Raw genomic sequence first — 18,610 nt, forward strand, 5'->3', positions numbered from 1 at the left:
CCAATGAGCGGTTTTTTGTGCGTAATTTACAACCATATATGGTGACCGAAAAAATATTAAAGTAATAGGTTAACAGAGTAAGTTGATTCGTGCCTGGGAACCCCGAATTTTTGCGTGAATTTCCCAATATGAGTTAATGAGCATGAGTCAAATGGCTCGATAATTCTGAGAGGAAAGGGTAGTGGAAATACTGAATATTGCTGACATCAATGTGGCTGAATACGTTGAATACGATACGCCAGAGCAAACGCCTGTCTGGGCATGGATTGAAGAAATCGCGACGTATACGCATCGCAAGAACCATGACGCGGATAACTGCGGCATTTGGGAGTTCGTTGTGAACACCTGCTGCATTTCCGATGAAGATGGTGATGTATCAATAGATGATGTGCCGCAGGAAATCAGGGGTGCGGTCCTAGAGGCCATTGATAATGGCGCAGCCTATATTCTGTTTCATCAAGGCACCTAAGAAGCTGCCTAAGATGTAATTTAGCCCCTATAGATTTGATTCTATCTGGGGATTTTGTGTTAAATTGCTGATGAAACAGATGAAACCTAATTTTGTATTAAGCATATCCAAGCGTTATTCACAAAAATTGTGGATAAAAGGAAGGTTAAAATGAAAGTCAGATTTTTGTGTTCAGTAGCTCTAGCGTGTTCACTCTGTGTTTACGCAGACGGTGGAATAGAACAGAAAAAATCCTTTACCCAATTGGATTGCTCTGAGACTTCGCCTGTAGGTAAACAGCTCGGTTATCAGTCTGATTTTGATGATGGCAGTCGCTCAAGATTGTACTATCCCTTCGTGAAGGCTTTTGGGGGGATCCATCGAGAGTTTAGTTTGTTGAGCGGCTACAACGATGACCGCTCTCAAACCGCTGATTACTTTTACAAGCAGGCTGGGGTATCCCGCGTCAGGTATTTTGAAGCCACGGTCAACTTTAATTCTGAGTACGGCGCTAACAAAGTACCGTTGCACTGCTTCGAGATAGAACGCACCTATATTTTCCCGAAGGTCTAATCCACCAGATCTGAAATTTGCCAGAAATTCAATCATTGGTAGCCTATTCACAGTAGATAACCCAATGAGGAAAAATAGATGGAAACTCAATCAGTAGACCCAAGAGAAGCGTTTGTTAAAGAAATCACTGACGAGTCAGATGTTAGCAACTGCACTTCTTCAGACTACGAAAAAATTGAGGATGCGTTTCTTGCTGCCGCAAGCGAAATGGACAAATACCTTGAACAATGTGAAGCACTTCGAGCGGCTGGCTTTGTTGAGCTGGCAGTCAGCCTAGTCTCGTTAGACAATCATCGCCAAGCCTACGACTGGGCGCGTGAAAACCTCTAATGGCTAAGAGCGTCCCTTCTAATTAATACCCGCTTAGTGCGGGTTTTTATTGCCATTAAGCATGGAAAAAGGCGCTTAATCGCGCCCTTATTGCCGAATAACACAGTGGTCTCATAGCGATTCATTCTTCTTGTAGGCAATGATCACAAGCATTGCAGCTAAAACAGTATTGACAACCGCAACCCGCGCCGCCGTCGCTTACGCCGCAATCACAGCAATTAAAGAGAGAACTACAGTCCCACTTGCCGGATTGATTAAGGCATTGAGTGCTGCCACCTTCGCTCGTTGTTACTGTCCCTAGGATATTCATCGTCATCTTGTACGCTCCTGCTTTGAGTTTCTAGCAGCTTCTCACAGATTCAAAACGACACAAATTTCTAGGGAATCTCTCAAACGGGGATTGATGTTTTTCTGATGGCTCAAGTACGACAGCTCCGGGACACGCTTTCCCCCCAGGCTGACAACTCTGTTAGGCGATTACATGGGAATTGTTGATTTTGGCCAATGCCCGGATAGATATGAAGCGACGTTGAGATGTGTGTTAAGCACTGACATAGATGTGAGTGTTTTAGTCCGGGACTTCTTCAGCTCCGGGACATGATTCCCCCAGGTCCGTAACTCTGTTAGGCCTTTACATGGGAGATGTGTTGTTCCCGGCAACGCTCCCAGGGGACATATATTAAGGAAGGCGCACTTGATGAAAGCGTTCTTTGTATAACTCCCAAGCCTGATTCTCTAACTCATTTATTCGATCATTTTCCTCATAAGTGTCTGCATCGGGGCTCAGACCAAAAAAATCATTCCATCCATTCCACTCTCCGGCTTTTCTAAAGATAAACTCAGGATGCCGATACAATTTATTATGAGGATTGAACTCATTCCCCACGCTAAGCCATGCGGCTAAAATCGTTTCTATCTGTTGATTTGATTGAACCATGCGCAAATTCTCGTAGGGGTATTTAATAGTAAATTATGTCACATTATTTTAAGTAAGGGAGGGCTAAATTCAAACTTTGATTCGGTGGAATTAAGCTGAAAATATTTAAGTTAACACTTTACATTCATGCTGTTAGGTGTGATTTAGCTTGGTGCAGATTTGCAGGAATTTGAACGGTAGAAGCAAAAAACGGAACCATCGGCTCCGTCTGCGGCTTGTGTCTCTTAAGAAAGCACACACTCAATGCCATTCTTATCAATCATGTTAAGCAATCTTAACGCGGCACCCTGTGGCTTAGACTTTCCCTGTTCCCATTTTTGAATGCTCTCATTGCTCATATTCAGAATCGTAGCGAGGACACCTTGGCTAATGTGCTCACGCTCCCTAATATGCTTTATTCGCTCTGCTGTCATTTCATCTAGCTTTGCGCTGAGCGCGAGTGCATCGATTTTTCGCATGGTTAGCTGATCCATCGTGCCATTTTTAGCTAAACGCTGAGCCAGTTTGTGCATTCTATCTAAGCGTTCATCAGTCATTTCGAACCTCTCTTAACTCACCACTTAAGATGTTATTCGCAATATCATCCTCAGAGAAACTACGGAACGTGTTCCCGATTAGCTTGTACATCTCTAATAGCTTGTCAGGTATTTCCTTTCCACTTTTGGGGATATCGCTTTTTCGCCATCCGTCTATGAATTGACATCCTCCTCGCCGTAAACGACGAGGATTCCTACTGCGGTTAGGCGCGAACGCCGGACTCGCTTCGGTGGGTTCCTGCTGCTGGCGGCATTGTTGCACCACTCACTTCACAGGCTAATCGGGCGTGTCCCGCCCTTAATACATTGATCGCGCCGACGACATCGGCGTTTTCTTCAAAGCCACATTCCACACAGGCAAACCGAGCTTGCGTGGCGCGGTTATCCTTCGATATGTGACCACAGCACGGACACGTCCGGCTGGTGTTTTTCGGTGGAACGGCGATCAGGTGGCCGCCATTCCATGCCAGCTTGTAATCGAGCTGGCGACGGAACTCAAACCAGCCTTGATCAAGAATGGCTTTATTCAGGCCTGACTTCGCCCTAACATTCCTACCCTGTTGCTCGGCGGTTCCTGCCGCTGATTTTGACATGTTTTTGACCTGCAAATCTTCAATACAGACTATCGCGTGGTTTTTGCTAATGTCGTTTGATATTTTATGCAGGTAGTCACGGCGGCTGTTGCCGATATTGGAATGAATGCGCTGAACTTTGGCTTTGGCCTTTTTCCAGTTATTGCTGAATTTTACCTTGCGGCTCATGGCCTGCTGCGCCTTGCGCAAAGCGGTTTCGTGCCGTTTGAAACTGTTGAGCGGGGCGTAGAAACGGCCATCGGACAGGGTGGCAAAGCGGGCAATGCCCATGTCAATGCCGATGGCATCGCCCTGATGCACGGCAATTTCAACTTCCCGCTCGGTCTGGATCGATACATACCACTTACCACAAACCTGACTGACCGTGACGTTTTTAATCTCACCTTCCACCGTCCGACTGTTGCGGTAACGCAGCCAGCCGAGCTTGGGCAGGAAGAGTCGATTATTGCCTTGCTCCAGTTTCACCCCTTGTGGATAGCGAAAGCTATCTGACTGACCCTTCTTTTTGAAGCGCGGGAAGTCTGCTCGTTTGGCAAAGAAATTTTTGTACGCCCGATCTAAATCTTTCAGCGACTGTTGCAGCGTTTGAGAAGGTGAATCAGACAGCCATTTTGTTTCTGGCTCTGCTTTCCATTGTGGTAACAGATTATTCAGTTCAAAGGCCGATAGTTTCTTTTCACCCTGCTCATGTCGTTCTTTTTGCAACGCCAGCGCCTTGTTATAGACAAACCGACAAGCACCGGAGAAGCGGCGCATCTGGCGCTGCTGCTCTCCAGTGACAATCAGTTCGAATTTGTAGGCTTGCAGTCGTTGCATGGCTTGCTCATACTGTGTCAATACAACTCAATTATAGATTGGTCTATGGAAATTGAAAGCGATTTAAGGCATGGCAGGCATTGTGTTTTTAAAATGCACGTTCATTTGGTCTTTGTAACAAAATACCGACGAAATGTCTTTACCAAAGAAGTGCTGGATGATCTAAAAATCTTTTTTGAAAAGGTCTGTCTTGATTTTGAATCAGAGCTGGTTGAGTTCGACGGTGAAGACGACCATGTGCATTTGTTGGTGAATTACCCGCCGAAGGTGGCCGTGTCGAATCTGGTTAACAGTCTCAAAGGTGTATCCAGCCGGATGATCCGAAAAAAGAATTACCCTTCGATCAAAAAGAAACTCTGGGGAGGTGCGCTCTGGTCGCCCAGTTATTTTGCGGGGAGCTGTGGTGGTGCGCCAATTGAGATCATCCGGCAGTATATTGAGCAGCAACAAACTCCGGCGTAGCCCTCAGAACGGCTTCGCCGTTGCGCTATTCATCCTCGCCCTGAACGGCGAGGTTTTCCGCACTATCCGATAAACGTCAAGCGTGTTGTGGTGCGGAGTGGCGCATTGCTTACGCAACGCAACTAGCTGTTGATGGTCTTTGATAATAGCCAGCAGTTGCTCAGCACTGGCATTTCCTAGGATTTCTTCTAAGACGCAGACGAGGTGAAGGATCGGTTTTAACGCCAGCTGTTTTGGCTTAGCACGGTACTGATGTTCAACTAACTTACTGATTTTCATCTCTGGCCTATCTCTGTCATCGTTTAACTTAGAACCGAGCTGGTTTGGTGACTAACGCGGTACGCCAATCACACGCCAGCTCTGGTAAATCATCGTCATGGCCGCTATCCCTATGATACCAGCTATGTACCATATCCTTATGGAGAAGAGATGGCAGATCACCACGGCTTTCAGCGTCGTCACGCACTGACAATACAGTCTCCACCGGGGCTTTCCAGAAAATGATTTCACCGTCCTCTTCCTGAGTCGCACATGTCGCGCCGGATGGCCAATCGATGTTAGTCATTAACACCTGTACGACCATAATAAAGTTTGATAAAAATTATGGGTGTCATGAACGGTAATACCGCTATTGTTTGATAATTTATCTGAGGACGAATTTCAGTTTCTCATAATTAAGTTTGATCATTTTCAAACTCACTTTTGGACAAAAACGTTTCAGAGCCGAATGACGGCTCTGTGCCAATTCCTGACATTTCAGTTTCTTACATCGAACGTCTGCTTTCGAATGCAGAGCGGAATTCACTGAAAAAGCTTTCCTCATTTTGTGTGTTTTTTGAGCTTTATTTTAGAGGGCTTTGCATCTATACCAAGTGACTTCACCCTATGGTTTCTCAAAAAATCGGGAGGTCATCATGGAAAAACGTGTTGCATGGAATAAGGGCCGGATCATCGGTCAGAAGGCTCCATTGAAGCAGCAGGAGATCTGGGCTATTCGAACTAGGCTCGAAATTGTAAAGAACACTCGTGAATTGGCGTTACTAAATTTAGCGATAGATTCCAAGTTACGCGGCTGTGACTTAGTATCGCTCAAAGTTTCTGATGTGATGCGATCAGGGGAGGTCTTGGCCAGAACAAGTATCGTGCAGCAAAAGACTGGAACACCAGTCCAATTCGAGATCACACCTCAGACACGTAAAACCGTCAAAGCTTGGGTCGAATTGAAAACGTTGAAGTTCGATGACTTTCTATTTCCATCCCGAAAACACAGTATTCCTCACATGACGACCCGTGCTTATGATCGAATTGTCCATAAATGGGTCGAGTCGATCGGGCTAGATTCAAGTCTCTATGGCACGCATTCCATGCGCAGAACCAAGGTATCAATCCTCTACAAGCGCGATAAAAATATCCGGGCTATTCAGCTGTTGCTTGGCCACAAGAAAATTGAAAGTACGGTCCGTTACTTGGGAATTGACGTTCAGGATGCTCTTGAGGCGTCAGAAAACTTAGATATCTGAGGCGATAACAATGAAACAAACCGAAAAAAAGGAAGTTGTGAATTTTATCCAAGCGACACTGGCAGATGGCCACCCCAAGACCGGCACTCAATTGATGGAGCTATTCGCGGATCACGCTGGGTTACAGGAGTACAATCGCAAAAATTTAAAACAGGTTTTTCATAGGGTGAGTTTGAGTCTGGCTAATGAGGGCAAGATCGTTGTCACGCGGCAACCAGGTACCACTCCGTTGCTATTTTCAATCCCTACAGAAAATTCCCAACAGGAACAGTTTCAACAATCTGTTCCAGAAAGCCCACCATTAACGCCTGAACCGAATGCCATCATCACTCAAAAGCTAGAGCAGTTCATTGACCAAGAAGCCATGCTGGCTGGCAGAGAAAACGGCCTGCAAATCTTATTGGAGTTATCGCCCCAGAGGGAAAGCTATATTCGTGAAGAATTGAGGAAGATACGTTACGAGCGTTTGGCGCTTCAATCTTGCAGGCAAGTGTTTAGTGAGTTTGGCTTCAGCAATTAGGTACATTGGCGGGAAATAAACGCGGCAAAATTGAATTATTTTGCCGCTTTCAAAAACAATTTAGGACAACATGAATATCTACTTTGCCTTAATTGCAGACATTCGATTTTTCATGAGCCCACAGCTTATATGCAACAAATGTTCTCTCATCGCTTGGCACAAATTCAGTGTGCCGCTACAAAATGACTTGGTTTATCAATCTAGAAACTAAACAGCAGTTACCGAAGTATCATTGACCTTTTCTCAAATCTTACCAATTCAAATTCAAGCCATGACTTCGTGCATGGCTGCATTTACACGAACTCACATACGTTTATAATCGCCACAACTTCACTCAATGATGAAACACACATGGCTCAGCAATCAGTTCAATTAAATAAAAATTTGTTAAAGCACCTCAGAAAGAATAAACGTGAAACGCAAGCTGAGACAGCTGAGGCGTGTCAAGTCACTGAAAGGCATTATCAGAATATAGAGAGATATGGACGCACGACAACTGAAAAAATCCAGTTAATAGCCAAGCACTTCGATATTTCACCTGAAGAGCTGAGCACAAACATAAACTCAGATAATTCGCTATGGTACATCACAACTCCTTTCTCTATCGATGGTGAGATTGCCAGAGGATATTACCAGACTATTGAAGATATAACGTCCCGAGCCAAAGTCTATGGAGATGGATACGAGCCACGATTAACAATTATCGATGGGACTCAGGTTAAAAAGATATCGATTACTTTCTTCGAAGACGAACTTACTTGGTCCATACGACCTATAGAGCTTAATGAAAAAATCGGCTTGGTATGGGCTGAACTTTCTGACTGGCAAAAAGATACATGGGAAACGACTCGTGACCGATTGCTTTACGGCTGTGTTGAGAAAGTTTGCTTAGATGGTGATCCACTTGTTCCTGAAGGTTCAGCTTCTAAATTTATTGTCCAATTCACTGAGTACGGCCAACGCAAAATAATAGACACAGGACATCGCATCTTTAATTCCGCTGCTGAATTTCGTGTCTCATTCTCTGAATGGCTGGATACAGTCCCTATTTCTGATCCTCGCCGCTCTCAGCCTGGCATGTTCTATATGAATTACGACGATAAAGATGAAATGACCAAAGCAATACGCATCTACAAGGTTTGGGTAAATGAACACGGTGAAATCAAACGTGCACCTTGGTCAGCGGCCAATATAGATGACCTAATGAAAACGATAACCGACAGAAAAAGAGGCAAATTTGTACCTTTGCCTATTGGTATTAACGAGAGTTTTGATGGTGAAGAAATAGCACCATTCGAGCCAGATGTTACCTACAAAAAAGTGACCGAATTACCAGAAATACGTTTTTCAATCAAATTCGAATAACCAAAGCCTAGTGTAAAGCAAAAAGGAGACTAACATGGCGAAATCAAGCAGACCTGCCCCGGTAAATGGTCCAAGCAAAACAGGAGAAAAATCAGGTGGAGGGCGCGGCAATAACGCACCGCGTAGTAAATAAATGTCGAGTGAATATAAAGAAGGCTATAACGCCTATTGGAAAGGTAAATCCAAGTCTGCCAATCCATACGACTGGTCAGAAACTGATTGGTGGTCGCAAGAAGATTGGGATAGAGGTTGGGATGCAGCTAAAATCGAAGACTACTATGACGATGATTAATTGTACTAGCTCATATCTGACCTGACAGTCAGTTATGAGCGAACAGCGGCCATATAATGAATTCAGGTTTAGGTTGAATAAATATCTGGTTTTAATCACCAACTGCCATTGAGTATATAAAGGATGTGCTCCTATTCTGTTACTCGCCTTCAATATTAACGCACACTCGATTCCTGCCGCTGCGTTTGGCGTTGTAGAGCCTTTGATCGGAGGCGTTCATCATCATATCTGCATCTGCATAACCCGTTGAACTACAGGCGATACCTGCAGAGAATGTGCAGGAGAAGGATTGCTGCCCTGCACTGAAATGAATGTCCCTGAAAGAACCTAAAATAGATTCTATGAGCAATTTAGCGTCCATAGCGCTGCATTTAGGCAACACGACCATAAACTCCTCACCGCCATAACGCCCAGCTTTGTCGCTACGGCGGAGCCTCTTCCTAAGTAAGGTTGCAATAGTCCCTATCACAACATCACCAATAGCATGGCCATAAGAGTCATTCACACTCTTAAAATGGTCCAAATCAATCATCGCTATACAAAAGTGCTCACCAGAACGCCGCATCCGATCAAACTCAATCAATGCAGCGTCTTTTATACTGCCGTGTTTAACCAAACCTGTCAGGCTATCCCGCTCGATTAACGACTTAATATCTCTGTTTCTCGCAAGCCTTAACTTGACGGCAGTAACTAAATTCTCATTAGAGATTGGTTTAGTAATAAAATCATCAGCCCCGTAAGATAAAGCCTGTAACTGCAATTGAATATCACGCTCAGCAGATAAAAATGCAATATGAAGGCTACTTAACGACTCGTACTGCCGGATAACACCTGAAATTTCAGCGCCAGAAAACTCTGGCATATGCATATCAAGTAATAGAACATCTGGCTTAAAAGACAGTAACTCCGGTATGACTAATCTTGAGTCCCGGATCACCTGAACTTCCATTCCCGCAGATTCAAGCACCCAGCTGTAATGCTCAGCTAGTAAAAGGTCGTCATCAAGAATACTCACTTTCTTATCTGAAAATGTACTGTTATCAAATAGGCGGGTAATTCTTTGCATCATACTTGGGATATCCAGAGGCGAGACAAAATATCCATGAGTCTTATGTCTGACGGCGTTGATCCGTAAATCAAAACTGTCTGTGGCAGAATAAACCATCAGCCAGCGTTTATGCTCGCTCATAATGTCGATCAGTTCTTTTTGGTCAAACAAAAGCTGATCAGCTAACACTGCTTCAGAAAACAATAAGGCTGGCGTTTGGATCCTCAGCGCTTCAATACATTCAGCAAAAGTTGAAAAAATTTTGACTGGGTAACCAAAGGCGCCTAACTGAGCACATAGTTCGTCGCGCAAAGCCGAAGGGTTGAGCACTAACCAAACGTCTTGTGCCATCTCGAATGCAGGCAAAAGATTTGTAGCGAAGTCTCTGGGTCCAGTCAGAACCTGTTCAACCTCGTTAACAAAAAGTCTCAACGAATCAATCAAACTTTTGAGCCTGTCTCCCTGTAGTTTCTCTGAAGCATCAACACTCAAAGCTATGGTTTCAATTTGTCGGGCCAGCATTCCCAGATGATTCAACTGAAAAGTACCACAGGAGCCCGCTAACTGATGAGCTTCACTAATAAGTTCAGGGAAAGTAGTGAGAATACCTGATTCCAACTGATGAGATATCTCAGCAAATAATTCTGCCTTTAAACCTAACTTGGCCAAAAAACTTGCTTGCAGTTCTTCCATAAATTGTTGAAGTTGTTCAGGCGACTTTTTAGTTGGCAAATGCATTACTCCTGCAAAATTTTAGTATCAGGCTAGACTATCAATCTCTTAATGGGAAGCTGATGTAGAATCTTGCACCGCAACCAGGTTCGGACTCGAAGCCTATAGAGCCATGCATAGCTTCGACTATTTCCTTGCAAAGCGCTAACCCCAAACCTGTACCACCTTTCATCTTGGCACTGCTGGCGTCAGCTTGAGAAAAACGCTGGAAAATTTTGTGTTTAAAGTCTTCAGAAATCCCGGGGCCGCTATCTTGCACAGAAATTTCTACTTCATCAGAAATGCGTTTAGCTGACAATACAACCTCGCCCCCTAAAGGCGAAAATTTCACTGCGTTTGAAAGTAAATTGGTTAATACCTGCATCAACCTGTGTTCATCAATAGAGATCACAATATCCTTTGCATGTGTATCAAGCGTTAATAGCAAACGAATATTTTGCTGTGCTGCATAAGGCTGATGGTCATCCAGAGCTTTTTGCAGAACTGGCCATAGTTCCATTAACTTTATATCGAACAGCATTTTTCCCGCCACCAATTTTTCAATATCCAATAAGTCATTAATCAAGCGACTTAACTGCTGACAGTTGCTACTAGCAATTCCCAGTAACTTCTCGGCTTTAGGTGGAAGTTGGACTAAGGTAGACGCAGTCAGTAAATTTAATGCGCCATGGATCGAGGTAAGAGGTGTACGAAGTTCATGACTTACCGTAGAGATAAATTCGTCTTTTATTTGTTGTAACTTCATACGCTCAGTGATGTCTTGCACCGAACCTACCAATGTCAAATCGGGGTCTTTCTCTTCAGGCAGTAGTTGAGCCAGCTCATGTACCCAACGGATTTCACCATCTGGGCGCACAATTCGATGTACCACGTTATGAATACCTGTTTCTCGGGCACGTTGTTCACTCTGTTCCACTTTTGCCACATCATCAGGGTGTAAGGTGCTTTTAAACAGTGTAACGCTGGGCTTAGTTTCATTAGGATCAAAACCAAATATTTGATAAATAATGGGAGACCACCACAGCGAACTATTGTTAAGCGAAGCCTGCCAATAACCAATTTTTGCTTGTTCGCTGGCAAGCTCAAGGCATTGCTGGGTAAACCGCAATTGTTTATTCAGCACTTCAAGCTCAAGATAGTATTCTTTCGATTGAGTGATATCCTGAATATAACCGTGCCATAAAGTACTGCCGTCCAACTGTACTTCTGGCGTTGCTCTGCCAGATAGCCACATCAGTGAACCATCTTTTTTGAAAACCCGATATTCATGTTGCCATAGGGTCATGCCAAGACGTGAATCTTCAATACTTTTTGCTACGGCAGGTAAATCGTCCGGATATATCTTAGCGAAAGCCTGCGATGCATCGTTGATAACATCTTCGGCTTTTATTCCGTAGATGTTTTCAATAGCGGCACTGGTGTAAGGGAACGCTGTTCGGCCATCCGGCCATAACTGAAATTGGTAGACAACGCCCGGTAATTGCTGGGTTAGCTTTACTAACTGTTCCTGTAGCTTATTTTCTTTACTGACATCAAGAATAAAGCCGTCGAGGAATAGTGCCTTACCTGCATAATCATATTCAGCGGCGCCTCTTTCCTCTACCCAGCGAACTGAACCATCAGCATGTAAAATACGGTAATTCAGTACCCAATTTTTTTTGTTGACCATAGCTTTCGCAACGCTATCTTCCAACCATTTTCTGTCATCCGGGTGGATCACGCTGGCATAGCTACGCACTGCGTTGTTTATAAAGTCAGAGGCAGGATAGCCAGACAGAGGATCGATATGAGAACTCATAAACAACATAGTCCAACTTTCATCGGCCTGACATCGGTAAGTAATGCCCAGTATATTGGAGACTAAGGTTTGAAACTGGTCTCTGCTTTGCAACAAGGCCAACTCACTGTTTTTTTGCTCAGTGATATCCGCATGAGTGCCATACATCATCAGTGGCTTACCATCTGAGGTCCATGAAATCACCCGACCTCTGTCATGCACCCACACATAATGGCCGTCTTTATGTTTCATTCGGCACTTAAAATCATAAAACGCAGCGTCCCCGTCAAAATGAGCCTGCAGTTGTTGGCCAGATCCAGGTAAATCATCAGGGTGTGCCAAATTTAGCCAGGTATTGATAGAAACAGGTTCCAGTTCGGCCAGTTCATACCCAACGATTTCAGCCCAGCGCTGGTTAAACAGGGTTTCTCCTGTCTGCACATTCCATTGCCAGGTGCCTATCCTTGTTCCTTCTAACACTGAGCGGTACATTAACTCGCTTGCAGCCAACTGCTGGTGGGCTTCTTGCTGAAGCCTGTCCTGAATTTCCTGCTCTACTACTTTGGCGAACTCCGCCGCGATCTCTCTTTCTTTGTCTGAAAAGTGGCGGGGACTGCTATCAATGAAACAAAGTGTTCCTATGGCCTGACCATGTCTTAACAAAGGCACTCCAGCATAAAACCGAATGAAAGGAGCACCTAAAACCAAAGGATTATCTGCAAAACGAACATCGGCTAGGGTATCTGGAACTTCGAAAATACCATCAGCCAAAATTGCATGGCCACAAAATGAAATATCCCTTGTCGTTTCACAGGCATCCAGGCCTTGTTTAGATTTAAACCATTGACGTTCTGAATCAACCAGAGAAATAAGCACGATTTCTGTACCTAAAGTCATTTGTGCCAGGCGTGTGAGTCGATCGAAACGAGGCTCTGACTCAGTGTCGAGTAACCCAGTCAATTGCAGCGTCAAAAGTCTTTCTTGTTCTGTAAAGGGCAACTCGGGTATTTGCATGAGCGACTCCAGTGTTAATAGTTATGCGAACGCATAAAAGCGTTGAGAAATAGCTTCTTGTTGATCTCCAAACTGATTAGCTTCAAATACGTACATGATCTTTTCTAATTGCATAACCCCGCCTGTATATTCTTGTCTACTGTGGCTTATCTGTTCACTGTCATGACGTTTCGTTTGTCATCATTTGTTTAATCTATTCAACTCAAGCAGAGCCAGATCGAAATTTAACTTTTCTATCGCGTCAAAAAGGTCTTTTGTCATACTGAGCCATTGCTCGTGACCAACAAGTTTTTCTTTCAGCTGCTGAGACAAAGTTAACACTTCCAGATTAGCAGTCTGCAAATATGGCCTGAGTGTCTCGAGCATTTGTACTAAGTCATCTTTATCGTAAGCTGGGGGTAAAGCAGCTTCAGAAGTTTTAGCCTCCTTTTTTGCAAGCAGCTGATGAATATCTGACAACTCATGCCGTGCAATAAAGTCTAAGCGCTCAGGAAGTCCGGAATAAAGAGTGCTAAGTTGGAACTCTTCTGAGTTAAAATCTTGTTTAAGCTGAGTTTCAAGCTGGCAAATTACCTGATATACAGTTGCAAGACCTATAGTGCCTGACGTTCCCTTGATGGCATGCAGAATAGCCAGAACTTCGTGGTGATCGTTTTGTTTAATCTTCTCCTGCAGACTTACTAGCTGGCTGGTAAAGTTTGCTTCGAATACATGGATTAACCGTCTGAAGAATGCCTCTTTCCCTCCAAAAGGCTTAAGCAACACTTCAAGATTTTTTCTTTCAAAATGAATTTCTTGCAATTCAGGCAGAGCAAGGTTAATCGTTTCGGATGAAGCCTTCTGACTTGCGTTCTCAACATCATTGCTAACTGCCACCTCACCAGAAAGCCTTGCTGAGTGAGCCGGTTGCTCCGTTGACTCATAGCTTAAAAAGGAAAGGTGAGTATCTTTATCAAGGTTCTTGTTGGTAAAAAATAAAATAGTTTCAATGACTTTATCTAAATCAAAAGGTTTGGCTAAATGCCCGTTCATTCCAGCCTTAATGCAGTCTTCCTGATCAGATGTATAAACATTCGCTGTCATAGCGATAATAGGAAGTGATGCAAAGCGCTTATCAGCGCGGATTTGACGTGTGGCCTCTAAGCCATCAACGACAGGCATCTGAACATCCATCAATACCAGATCGTAACTGGTATTCCCTTTAATAATCGCATCAATACCTTCCTGCCCACCGAAGGCCATATCTACCACTGCGCCTTCATGTTCCAGCAGCTCAGAAGCCACTACACGATTAAATTCATTGTCTTCCACAAGTAGTAAACGCAGGCCGCGCAAAGGTGATGTGCTTTGCTCTGGCCTCACTCGCGCGGAAGGTTTTAGTATATCTCCAGAGATGGAACCCTCAATAAGCGCGCCAACTTGCAGTGGTGTGACTGGCTTCGTCAGATAAGCAGCATAAGGAAGGACTTCAGTAGTTTGTGCTTTCATAATTTCGTCACGGCCAAAGGCACTGACCATAATCACCACAGGCAAATTGCTTGCATCGGATTTTGCTTTGATACACTGTGCCACTTCCAGGCCATTCATGCCTGGCATGCGATAATCCATCAGCACCACATGCAATGTTTGATTGGTTGCAAAACAATGCTCAACACAGGCCAACGCCTCTTCACCAGAACGCGCGAGCATGACACTCGCACCGAGTTGCTCTACTGTTTTTTGCAGTATCTCTAATGCCGTTGCGTTGTCATCAACAATCAACACCCTGGTGTCGGAACTGATAGTAATGAGGCGCTGCGCCTCCACTTCAGTGGCAACATGAAACTCCAGGTCGAACCAAAAACGACTGCCTTTGCCTAGCTCACTTTGCAACTGCAACTCTCCCCCCATCAACTCAACAATACGCTTGCTGATCACCAGACCAAGGCCTGTGCCGCCATACTGCCGGGTTGTTGAGGCTTCGGCTTGAGTAAATCCTTCGAAAATACGTTGCTGCTGAGACGGACTAATACCAATACCAGTGTCACGAACACTAAAACGGACCCGTGCTTTTTTGTCTTGTAATTGTAACAGCGTTAATTGAAGAACCACTTCACCCTCAGTTGTAAACTTAATCGCATTGCTGATCAGGTTTACTAACACTTGTTGCAATCTTAGCCTGTCACCTTCGACAGCCGCTGGTAATGCACTGTCACCTTCGACAGCCGCTGGTAATGCACTGTCAACATCGAACAGCAACTCAATATTTTTTTTGCCTAAACTGGGGGATAACACCACATCAAGTTCTCTAAGCAATGATTCGGTGTTAAATGGTTGTTGCTCCAGTTCGAGTTTACCTGCCTCAATCTTGGAGTAATCAAGAATATCGTTGATTAAATTCAGCAAGGATCTGGCTGCTATTTGCGCTTTACTGGTGTAGTCGTGCTGCTGTGCCGAGAGTTCCGTTGATTTGATCAGCTGCAACATTCCAAGGACCGCGTTCATCGGTGTTCGGATTTCATGACTCATATTAGCTAAAAACATCGACTTGGCACTATTTGCCGCCTCTGCTAAATATTTGGACTCTCGCAGTTGAAGCTCAAGTTCACGCTCAGCGGTGATATCACGATTAATACCCACCACCCGGATGGCGGCACCTTGAGAATCTCGCTGAACATAAGCACTGCCTTGAATATAGCGAACCTTGCCGCTTGGCAACTGTAAACGAAAGATAGGAGTGTAATCCCTTGTGCCAGCTACCGCATCTTGCAATAGGGATGCTGAAGCATCGCGATCATCAGGATGCACTCTGGATTCCCAATGAGAGTAATTCAGGCCATTGTGATTTAATGCGGAAGGCTGCTCGTAAAATTCGAACATTTTGTCATTCCATACCAGGGAATTGTCTGCTAAACGCCATTCCCAAATACCTAGCTCTGCAACTTTGTAAGCTAACATCAACTGTTCAGTCTTACTGCTTAGCTGTTGTTGTGTGGCTATCAGCTGGTTTTGTTCTTGTTTTTGTAGGGTAATATCTGTAGCAATAAAGAGATAACCAACCAGTTGATGCTTATCATCACGCATTGCAGTGATGACCAGATTGACATCTATTTTTTGTCCCTCTTTGTGCAGATAGCACCATTCCCTGAACCCCTCAGGATGCTCTGAAAGCTCAATGAGACTCTGAAAATCAGGTGAAGATAAAAGCGGATGCTTTTCATCAACAGCACCAAGACGACGAGCAAGCTCTTCTGCAGAATGGAACAGCAAAGGCGTTGCTTGTCCCATGATTTCATCCGCACTGTAGCCTAATAAAAGCTCAGCACCCCGATTAAATAACTGGATCGTCCCCTGCATATCTGTGGCCATGATGGCAAAGTCGGATGCAGAAGCAAGTACATTTTTGAATAATAGATTGAGACTGGCGATCTCCGCCGTTCTTTGAGCTACCTTGGCTTCTAAACTGGTATTTAATTCGCGAACTTCAGCTTCAGCTAATTTTTGCGCAGAAATATCTCTTACCGTTTTTGATGCTGCTACAACCTTGCCGTTTTCAGCGTAAATAGGCGATAAAGTGATAGAAACATCAATCAGTGAGCCGCCTTTTGTTTTATGCACAGTGTCATAATTGGTGATCGATTGACCTTTCGCCACGCAGCGCAGCCTAGCGGATAGCTCATCGGCCAGCAAAGGCTGGGCAATCAAACTTTGTAGCTCCGTGTTTATAGCTTCTTCACTGGTGTAACCAAAGAGTGATTCCGCTCCCTTGTTCCAACTTAAAACTCTGCCATCCAGGGTGCAAGAAATAATACCGTCCGCTGAGCTCTCCACTAATGAAACCAGCTTGGCTTGTTGCGCAAACAATCGTTCTCTATTTCTTCGATTAGTCTCAACTAAGCCAGCAAGCAGTGCCAGTAGCAAAGAAACCAAGGTGCCAAACAAACCGAGTTGAACAGGTGATTGCAATTGCATGCTTTGAATAAATGCAGGTTGAGCCGCCATATTAATGCGCCAGCTGCGTCCATAAATAGTGTGTACAGCATTTACAGCGTACAAGCCCGTTGCATCCACAGTATTATTAAAAAAACGAACCGGAGTTTCTGGTTCAGTTACATCGTCCAGGCTAAGTGTAAATTTACTGGAATCTACTCTGACATGAGCCAATACCTCAGTCATGATCAGGGGAGCATAACTCCAGCCAAAAGCTTGTTTTTCCCTCTCTGCCAAGGTCTCTGGTGTTTTCACGCTCCGATACAGGGGCATCAGCATTAAAAATGATTGTTCAGGTAAACCTGAAGCCTGCACCAGAGTAATGGGACCGGTTAATCTGACTTCACCACTCAGCATGACCGATGTTGCGGCACCGTATCTATTATGCTCTGAGGCGATGTCCAAACCCACTGCGGCTTTATTTCGTTCAACAGGCTCAATGTACTGAATCACATAGCGCTCTTTTGAGTTCGGCGATAGTTCCCTGATATTAAACTCAGGCCAGCCGTCTGCACGCGCATTTGCTAAAAACCGCGGCGTCTCACTGACAGGCACCCTGCGAATAAAACCAAAACCTCGAGCGCCGAGGAATTCGACATCAACATCACGCGTTAAACTATAGCGGTAAAATAGTGCCCGACTGACGCCATGCTCACCTGCGGTTAATACTGAACCTCTGACACCGCGTAAACCATACTGGTATAGCTTAACTTTGGTTAAGATGTCCTCTGAGACGAGATCAAGCTCCCCTTGCATCGCCTGATGAATACGCAGCATATTGTTGCTCTGGGTTTGATATCCCAGTAATACACTAAGCGTGATGCCTACCAGCAAGACCAGCAAAGACCATCGGTATTTCAATAAAACTTCAGCCTGCTTATTCAATGCCTATTCCTTATAGTTATCTGCAGATAGAGCAGCAACACACTGGAAGTAATCGAAAAAGTGCTACTGTATGACCAGCCTATCACTCATCAAATGTAGTCACAAATCGCCTGAAAATAGTTATTCAGAGGCATTAAAGTTTTGATAAATAGCGTCCAGTTGATCGCCAAGCTGAGTAGCTTCAAAAGGTTTTTCTATCACAGCAGCAGCGCCAGCATCTATGTACTGTTGCTTTTCAGCTTGTTGAATACGTGCAGTCATAAACACGACAGGAACCTTTGCATAGGCCGGCAGTTTTCTGAGCTCAATCAAGGTTTGAAGGCCATCCATCCCGGGCATCATCGCATCCAACAACACCAGGTCTGGTTCAAAATGCAAAGCTTGAACAAGGGCATCAAATCCACTTTCGCAGCTCACCAAAGTTAAACCAGATAAATCCACCAATGCCATTTCGACGATCATTCGAATTGATTCATCATCTTCGACATGTAACACTTTCTCTAACTGCATAAGGTCTCCATTTCAAGGTTGTCCAGCGTTTAGCACTGAAGAATCCCCTGATGATTTACAAATAAATCATCAAATTAGGGTGGAAGCGCATCTTGTTGCATGATCAAATGGTTTCGCCAAAAACTACACTTGGACAACAAGATGCGCGAAGCCAATATCCTACAACATTCTTTACACCAATACTGCCCAGAACTTCACCTAAAACGATTAAACAGCTTGATGCTGGCCTCTAAGGCACTGATTGAATGTAAGACACTGACCTTGACTGAGTTAGGTCGAAATT

Annotated in this window: 17 protein-coding genes and 1 pseudogene; 9 read left to right on the plus strand and 9 right to left on the minus strand. The window is 44.4% G+C overall.

Annotated elements, in window-relative coordinates; genetic code table 11:
• Positions 1–181 precede the first annotated feature (181 nt).
• The 3 genes from L5M17_RS18890 to L5M17_RS18900 all read left to right on the plus strand — a co-directional run bounded on the left by L5M17_RS18890 (position 182) and on the right by L5M17_RS18900 (position 1,351).
• On the plus strand, positions 182–469 hold the full coding sequence (locus L5M17_RS18890) for a hypothetical protein (RefSeq protein WP_259216129.1): 288 nt from the start codon (positions 182–184) through the stop codon (positions 467–469).
• Between the two features lie 150 nt (positions 470–619).
• Positions 620–1,021 carry a hypothetical protein gene (locus L5M17_RS18895; RefSeq protein ID WP_259216130.1) on the plus strand — a complete coding sequence of 134 codons (402 nt, stop codon included), beginning with the start codon at positions 620–622 and terminating at the stop codon, positions 1,019–1,021.
• Between the two features lie 78 nt (positions 1,022–1,099).
• Positions 1,100–1,351 (plus strand): hypothetical protein, encoded by a 252-nt coding sequence (locus tag L5M17_RS18900; RefSeq protein WP_259216131.1) that lies wholly within the window; start codon positions 1,100–1,102, stop codon positions 1,349–1,351.
• Positions 1,352–2,030: 679 nt separating this feature from the next.
• Here L5M17_RS18900 and L5M17_RS18905 read toward each other — a convergent pair.
• From L5M17_RS18905 to L5M17_RS18915, 3 genes are all read right to left on the minus strand, one after another.
• Entirely contained in the window at positions 2,031–2,288 is a 258-nt protein-coding gene (locus L5M17_RS18905) for a hypothetical protein (RefSeq protein ID WP_259216132.1), read from the minus strand.
• 224 nt (positions 2,289–2,512) lie between these two features.
• Positions 2,513–2,824, minus strand: coding sequence for a helix-turn-helix domain-containing protein (locus L5M17_RS18910; protein ID WP_140906700.1), 312 nt, complete (start codon positions 2,822–2,824; stop codon positions 2,513–2,515).
• Between the two features lie 203 nt (positions 2,825–3,027).
• Positions 3,028–4,233 carry an RNA-guided endonuclease InsQ/TnpB family protein gene (locus L5M17_RS18915; RefSeq protein ID WP_086904945.1) on the minus strand — a complete coding sequence of 402 codons (1,206 nt, stop codon included), beginning with the start codon at positions 4,231–4,233 and terminating at the stop codon, positions 3,028–3,030.
• Between the two features lie 45 nt (positions 4,234–4,278).
• Here L5M17_RS18915 and tnpA point away from each other — a divergent pair, with 45 nt between their 5' ends.
• The gene (gene tnpA, locus L5M17_RS18920; RefSeq protein WP_037426855.1) at positions 4,279–4,695 is read left to right on the plus strand and encodes an IS200/IS605 family transposase; all 417 of its coding nucleotides are present in this window, start codon (positions 4,279–4,281) and stop codon (positions 4,693–4,695) included.
• 3 nt (positions 4,696–4,698) lie between these two features.
• Here the strand turns inward: tnpA and L5M17_RS18925 are convergent, their stop codons facing one another.
• Together L5M17_RS18925 and L5M17_RS18930 are read right to left on the minus strand one after the other, a co-directional pair.
• Positions 4,699–4,974, minus strand: coding sequence for a hypothetical protein (locus L5M17_RS18925; protein ID WP_259216134.1), 276 nt, complete (start codon positions 4,972–4,974; stop codon positions 4,699–4,701).
• 28 nt (positions 4,975–5,002) lie between these two features.
• Positions 5,003–5,260, minus strand: a complete 258-nt coding sequence (locus tag L5M17_RS18930; protein WP_218737364.1) for a hypothetical protein — start codon at positions 5,258–5,260, stop codon at positions 5,003–5,005.
• Positions 5,261–5,609: 349 nt separating this feature from the next.
• On the opposite strand from L5M17_RS18930, the gene L5M17_RS18935 reads away from it, so the two are divergent.
• The 4 genes from L5M17_RS18935 to L5M17_RS18950 all read left to right on the plus strand — a co-directional run bounded on the left by L5M17_RS18935 (position 5,610) and on the right by L5M17_RS18950 (position 8,392).
• Positions 5,610–6,215: a tyrosine-type recombinase/integrase gene (locus L5M17_RS18935; RefSeq protein ID WP_263148831.1), complete on the plus strand. Its 606-nt coding sequence runs from the start codon at positions 5,610–5,612 to the stop codon at positions 6,213–6,215.
• Positions 6,216–6,225: 10 nt separating this feature from the next.
• Positions 6,226–6,735: a hypothetical protein gene (locus L5M17_RS18940; RefSeq protein WP_263148833.1), complete on the plus strand. Its 510-nt coding sequence runs from the start codon at positions 6,226–6,228 to the stop codon at positions 6,733–6,735.
• Between the two features lie 351 nt (positions 6,736–7,086).
• Positions 7,087–8,100 carry a helix-turn-helix domain-containing protein gene (locus L5M17_RS18945; RefSeq protein WP_263148834.1) on the plus strand — a complete coding sequence of 338 codons (1,014 nt, stop codon included), beginning with the start codon at positions 7,087–7,089 and terminating at the stop codon, positions 8,098–8,100.
• A gap of 133 nt (positions 8,101–8,233) precedes the next feature.
• Positions 8,234–8,392: a hypothetical protein gene (locus L5M17_RS18950; RefSeq protein ID WP_263148835.1), complete on the plus strand. Its 159-nt coding sequence runs from the start codon at positions 8,234–8,236 to the stop codon at positions 8,390–8,392.
• A 139-nt stretch (positions 8,393–8,531) separates the two neighbouring features.
• Here L5M17_RS18950 and L5M17_RS18955 read toward each other — a convergent pair whose 3' ends face one another.
• The 4 genes from L5M17_RS18955 to L5M17_RS18975 form a co-directional block, all read right to left on the minus strand.
• Positions 8,532–10,178: a diguanylate cyclase gene (locus L5M17_RS18955; protein WP_263148836.1), complete on the minus strand. Its 1,647-nt coding sequence runs from the start codon at positions 10,176–10,178 to the stop codon at positions 8,532–8,534.
• A 34-nt stretch (positions 10,179–10,212) separates the two neighbouring features.
• Positions 10,213–12,963, minus strand: coding sequence for a PAS domain-containing protein (locus L5M17_RS18960; RefSeq protein WP_317629600.1), 2,751 nt, complete (start codon positions 12,961–12,963; stop codon positions 10,213–10,215).
• Positions 12,964–13,143: 180 nt separating this feature from the next.
• On the minus strand, positions 13,144–17,817 hold the full coding sequence (locus L5M17_RS18970; RefSeq protein ID WP_263148837.1) for a CHASE domain-containing protein: 4,674 nt from the start codon (positions 17,815–17,817) through the stop codon (positions 13,144–13,146).
• 120 nt (positions 17,818–17,937) lie between these two features.
• The gene (locus tag L5M17_RS18975; RefSeq protein WP_069453475.1) at positions 17,938–18,327 is read right to left on the minus strand and encodes a response regulator; all 390 of its coding nucleotides are present in this window, start codon (positions 18,325–18,327) and stop codon (positions 17,938–17,940) included.
• Positions 18,328–18,468: 141 nt separating this feature from the next.
• Between L5M17_RS18975 and L5M17_RS18980 the strand changes: the two are divergent.
• A pseudogene (locus L5M17_RS18980) lies at positions 18,469–18,610 on the plus strand (IS4 family transposase); the annotation flags it as partial.

The organism is Shewanella sp. SW24 (genome assembly GCF_025653395.1).
Classification (GTDB): Bacteria; Pseudomonadota; Gammaproteobacteria; order Enterobacterales; family Shewanellaceae; genus Shewanella; species Shewanella oncorhynchi.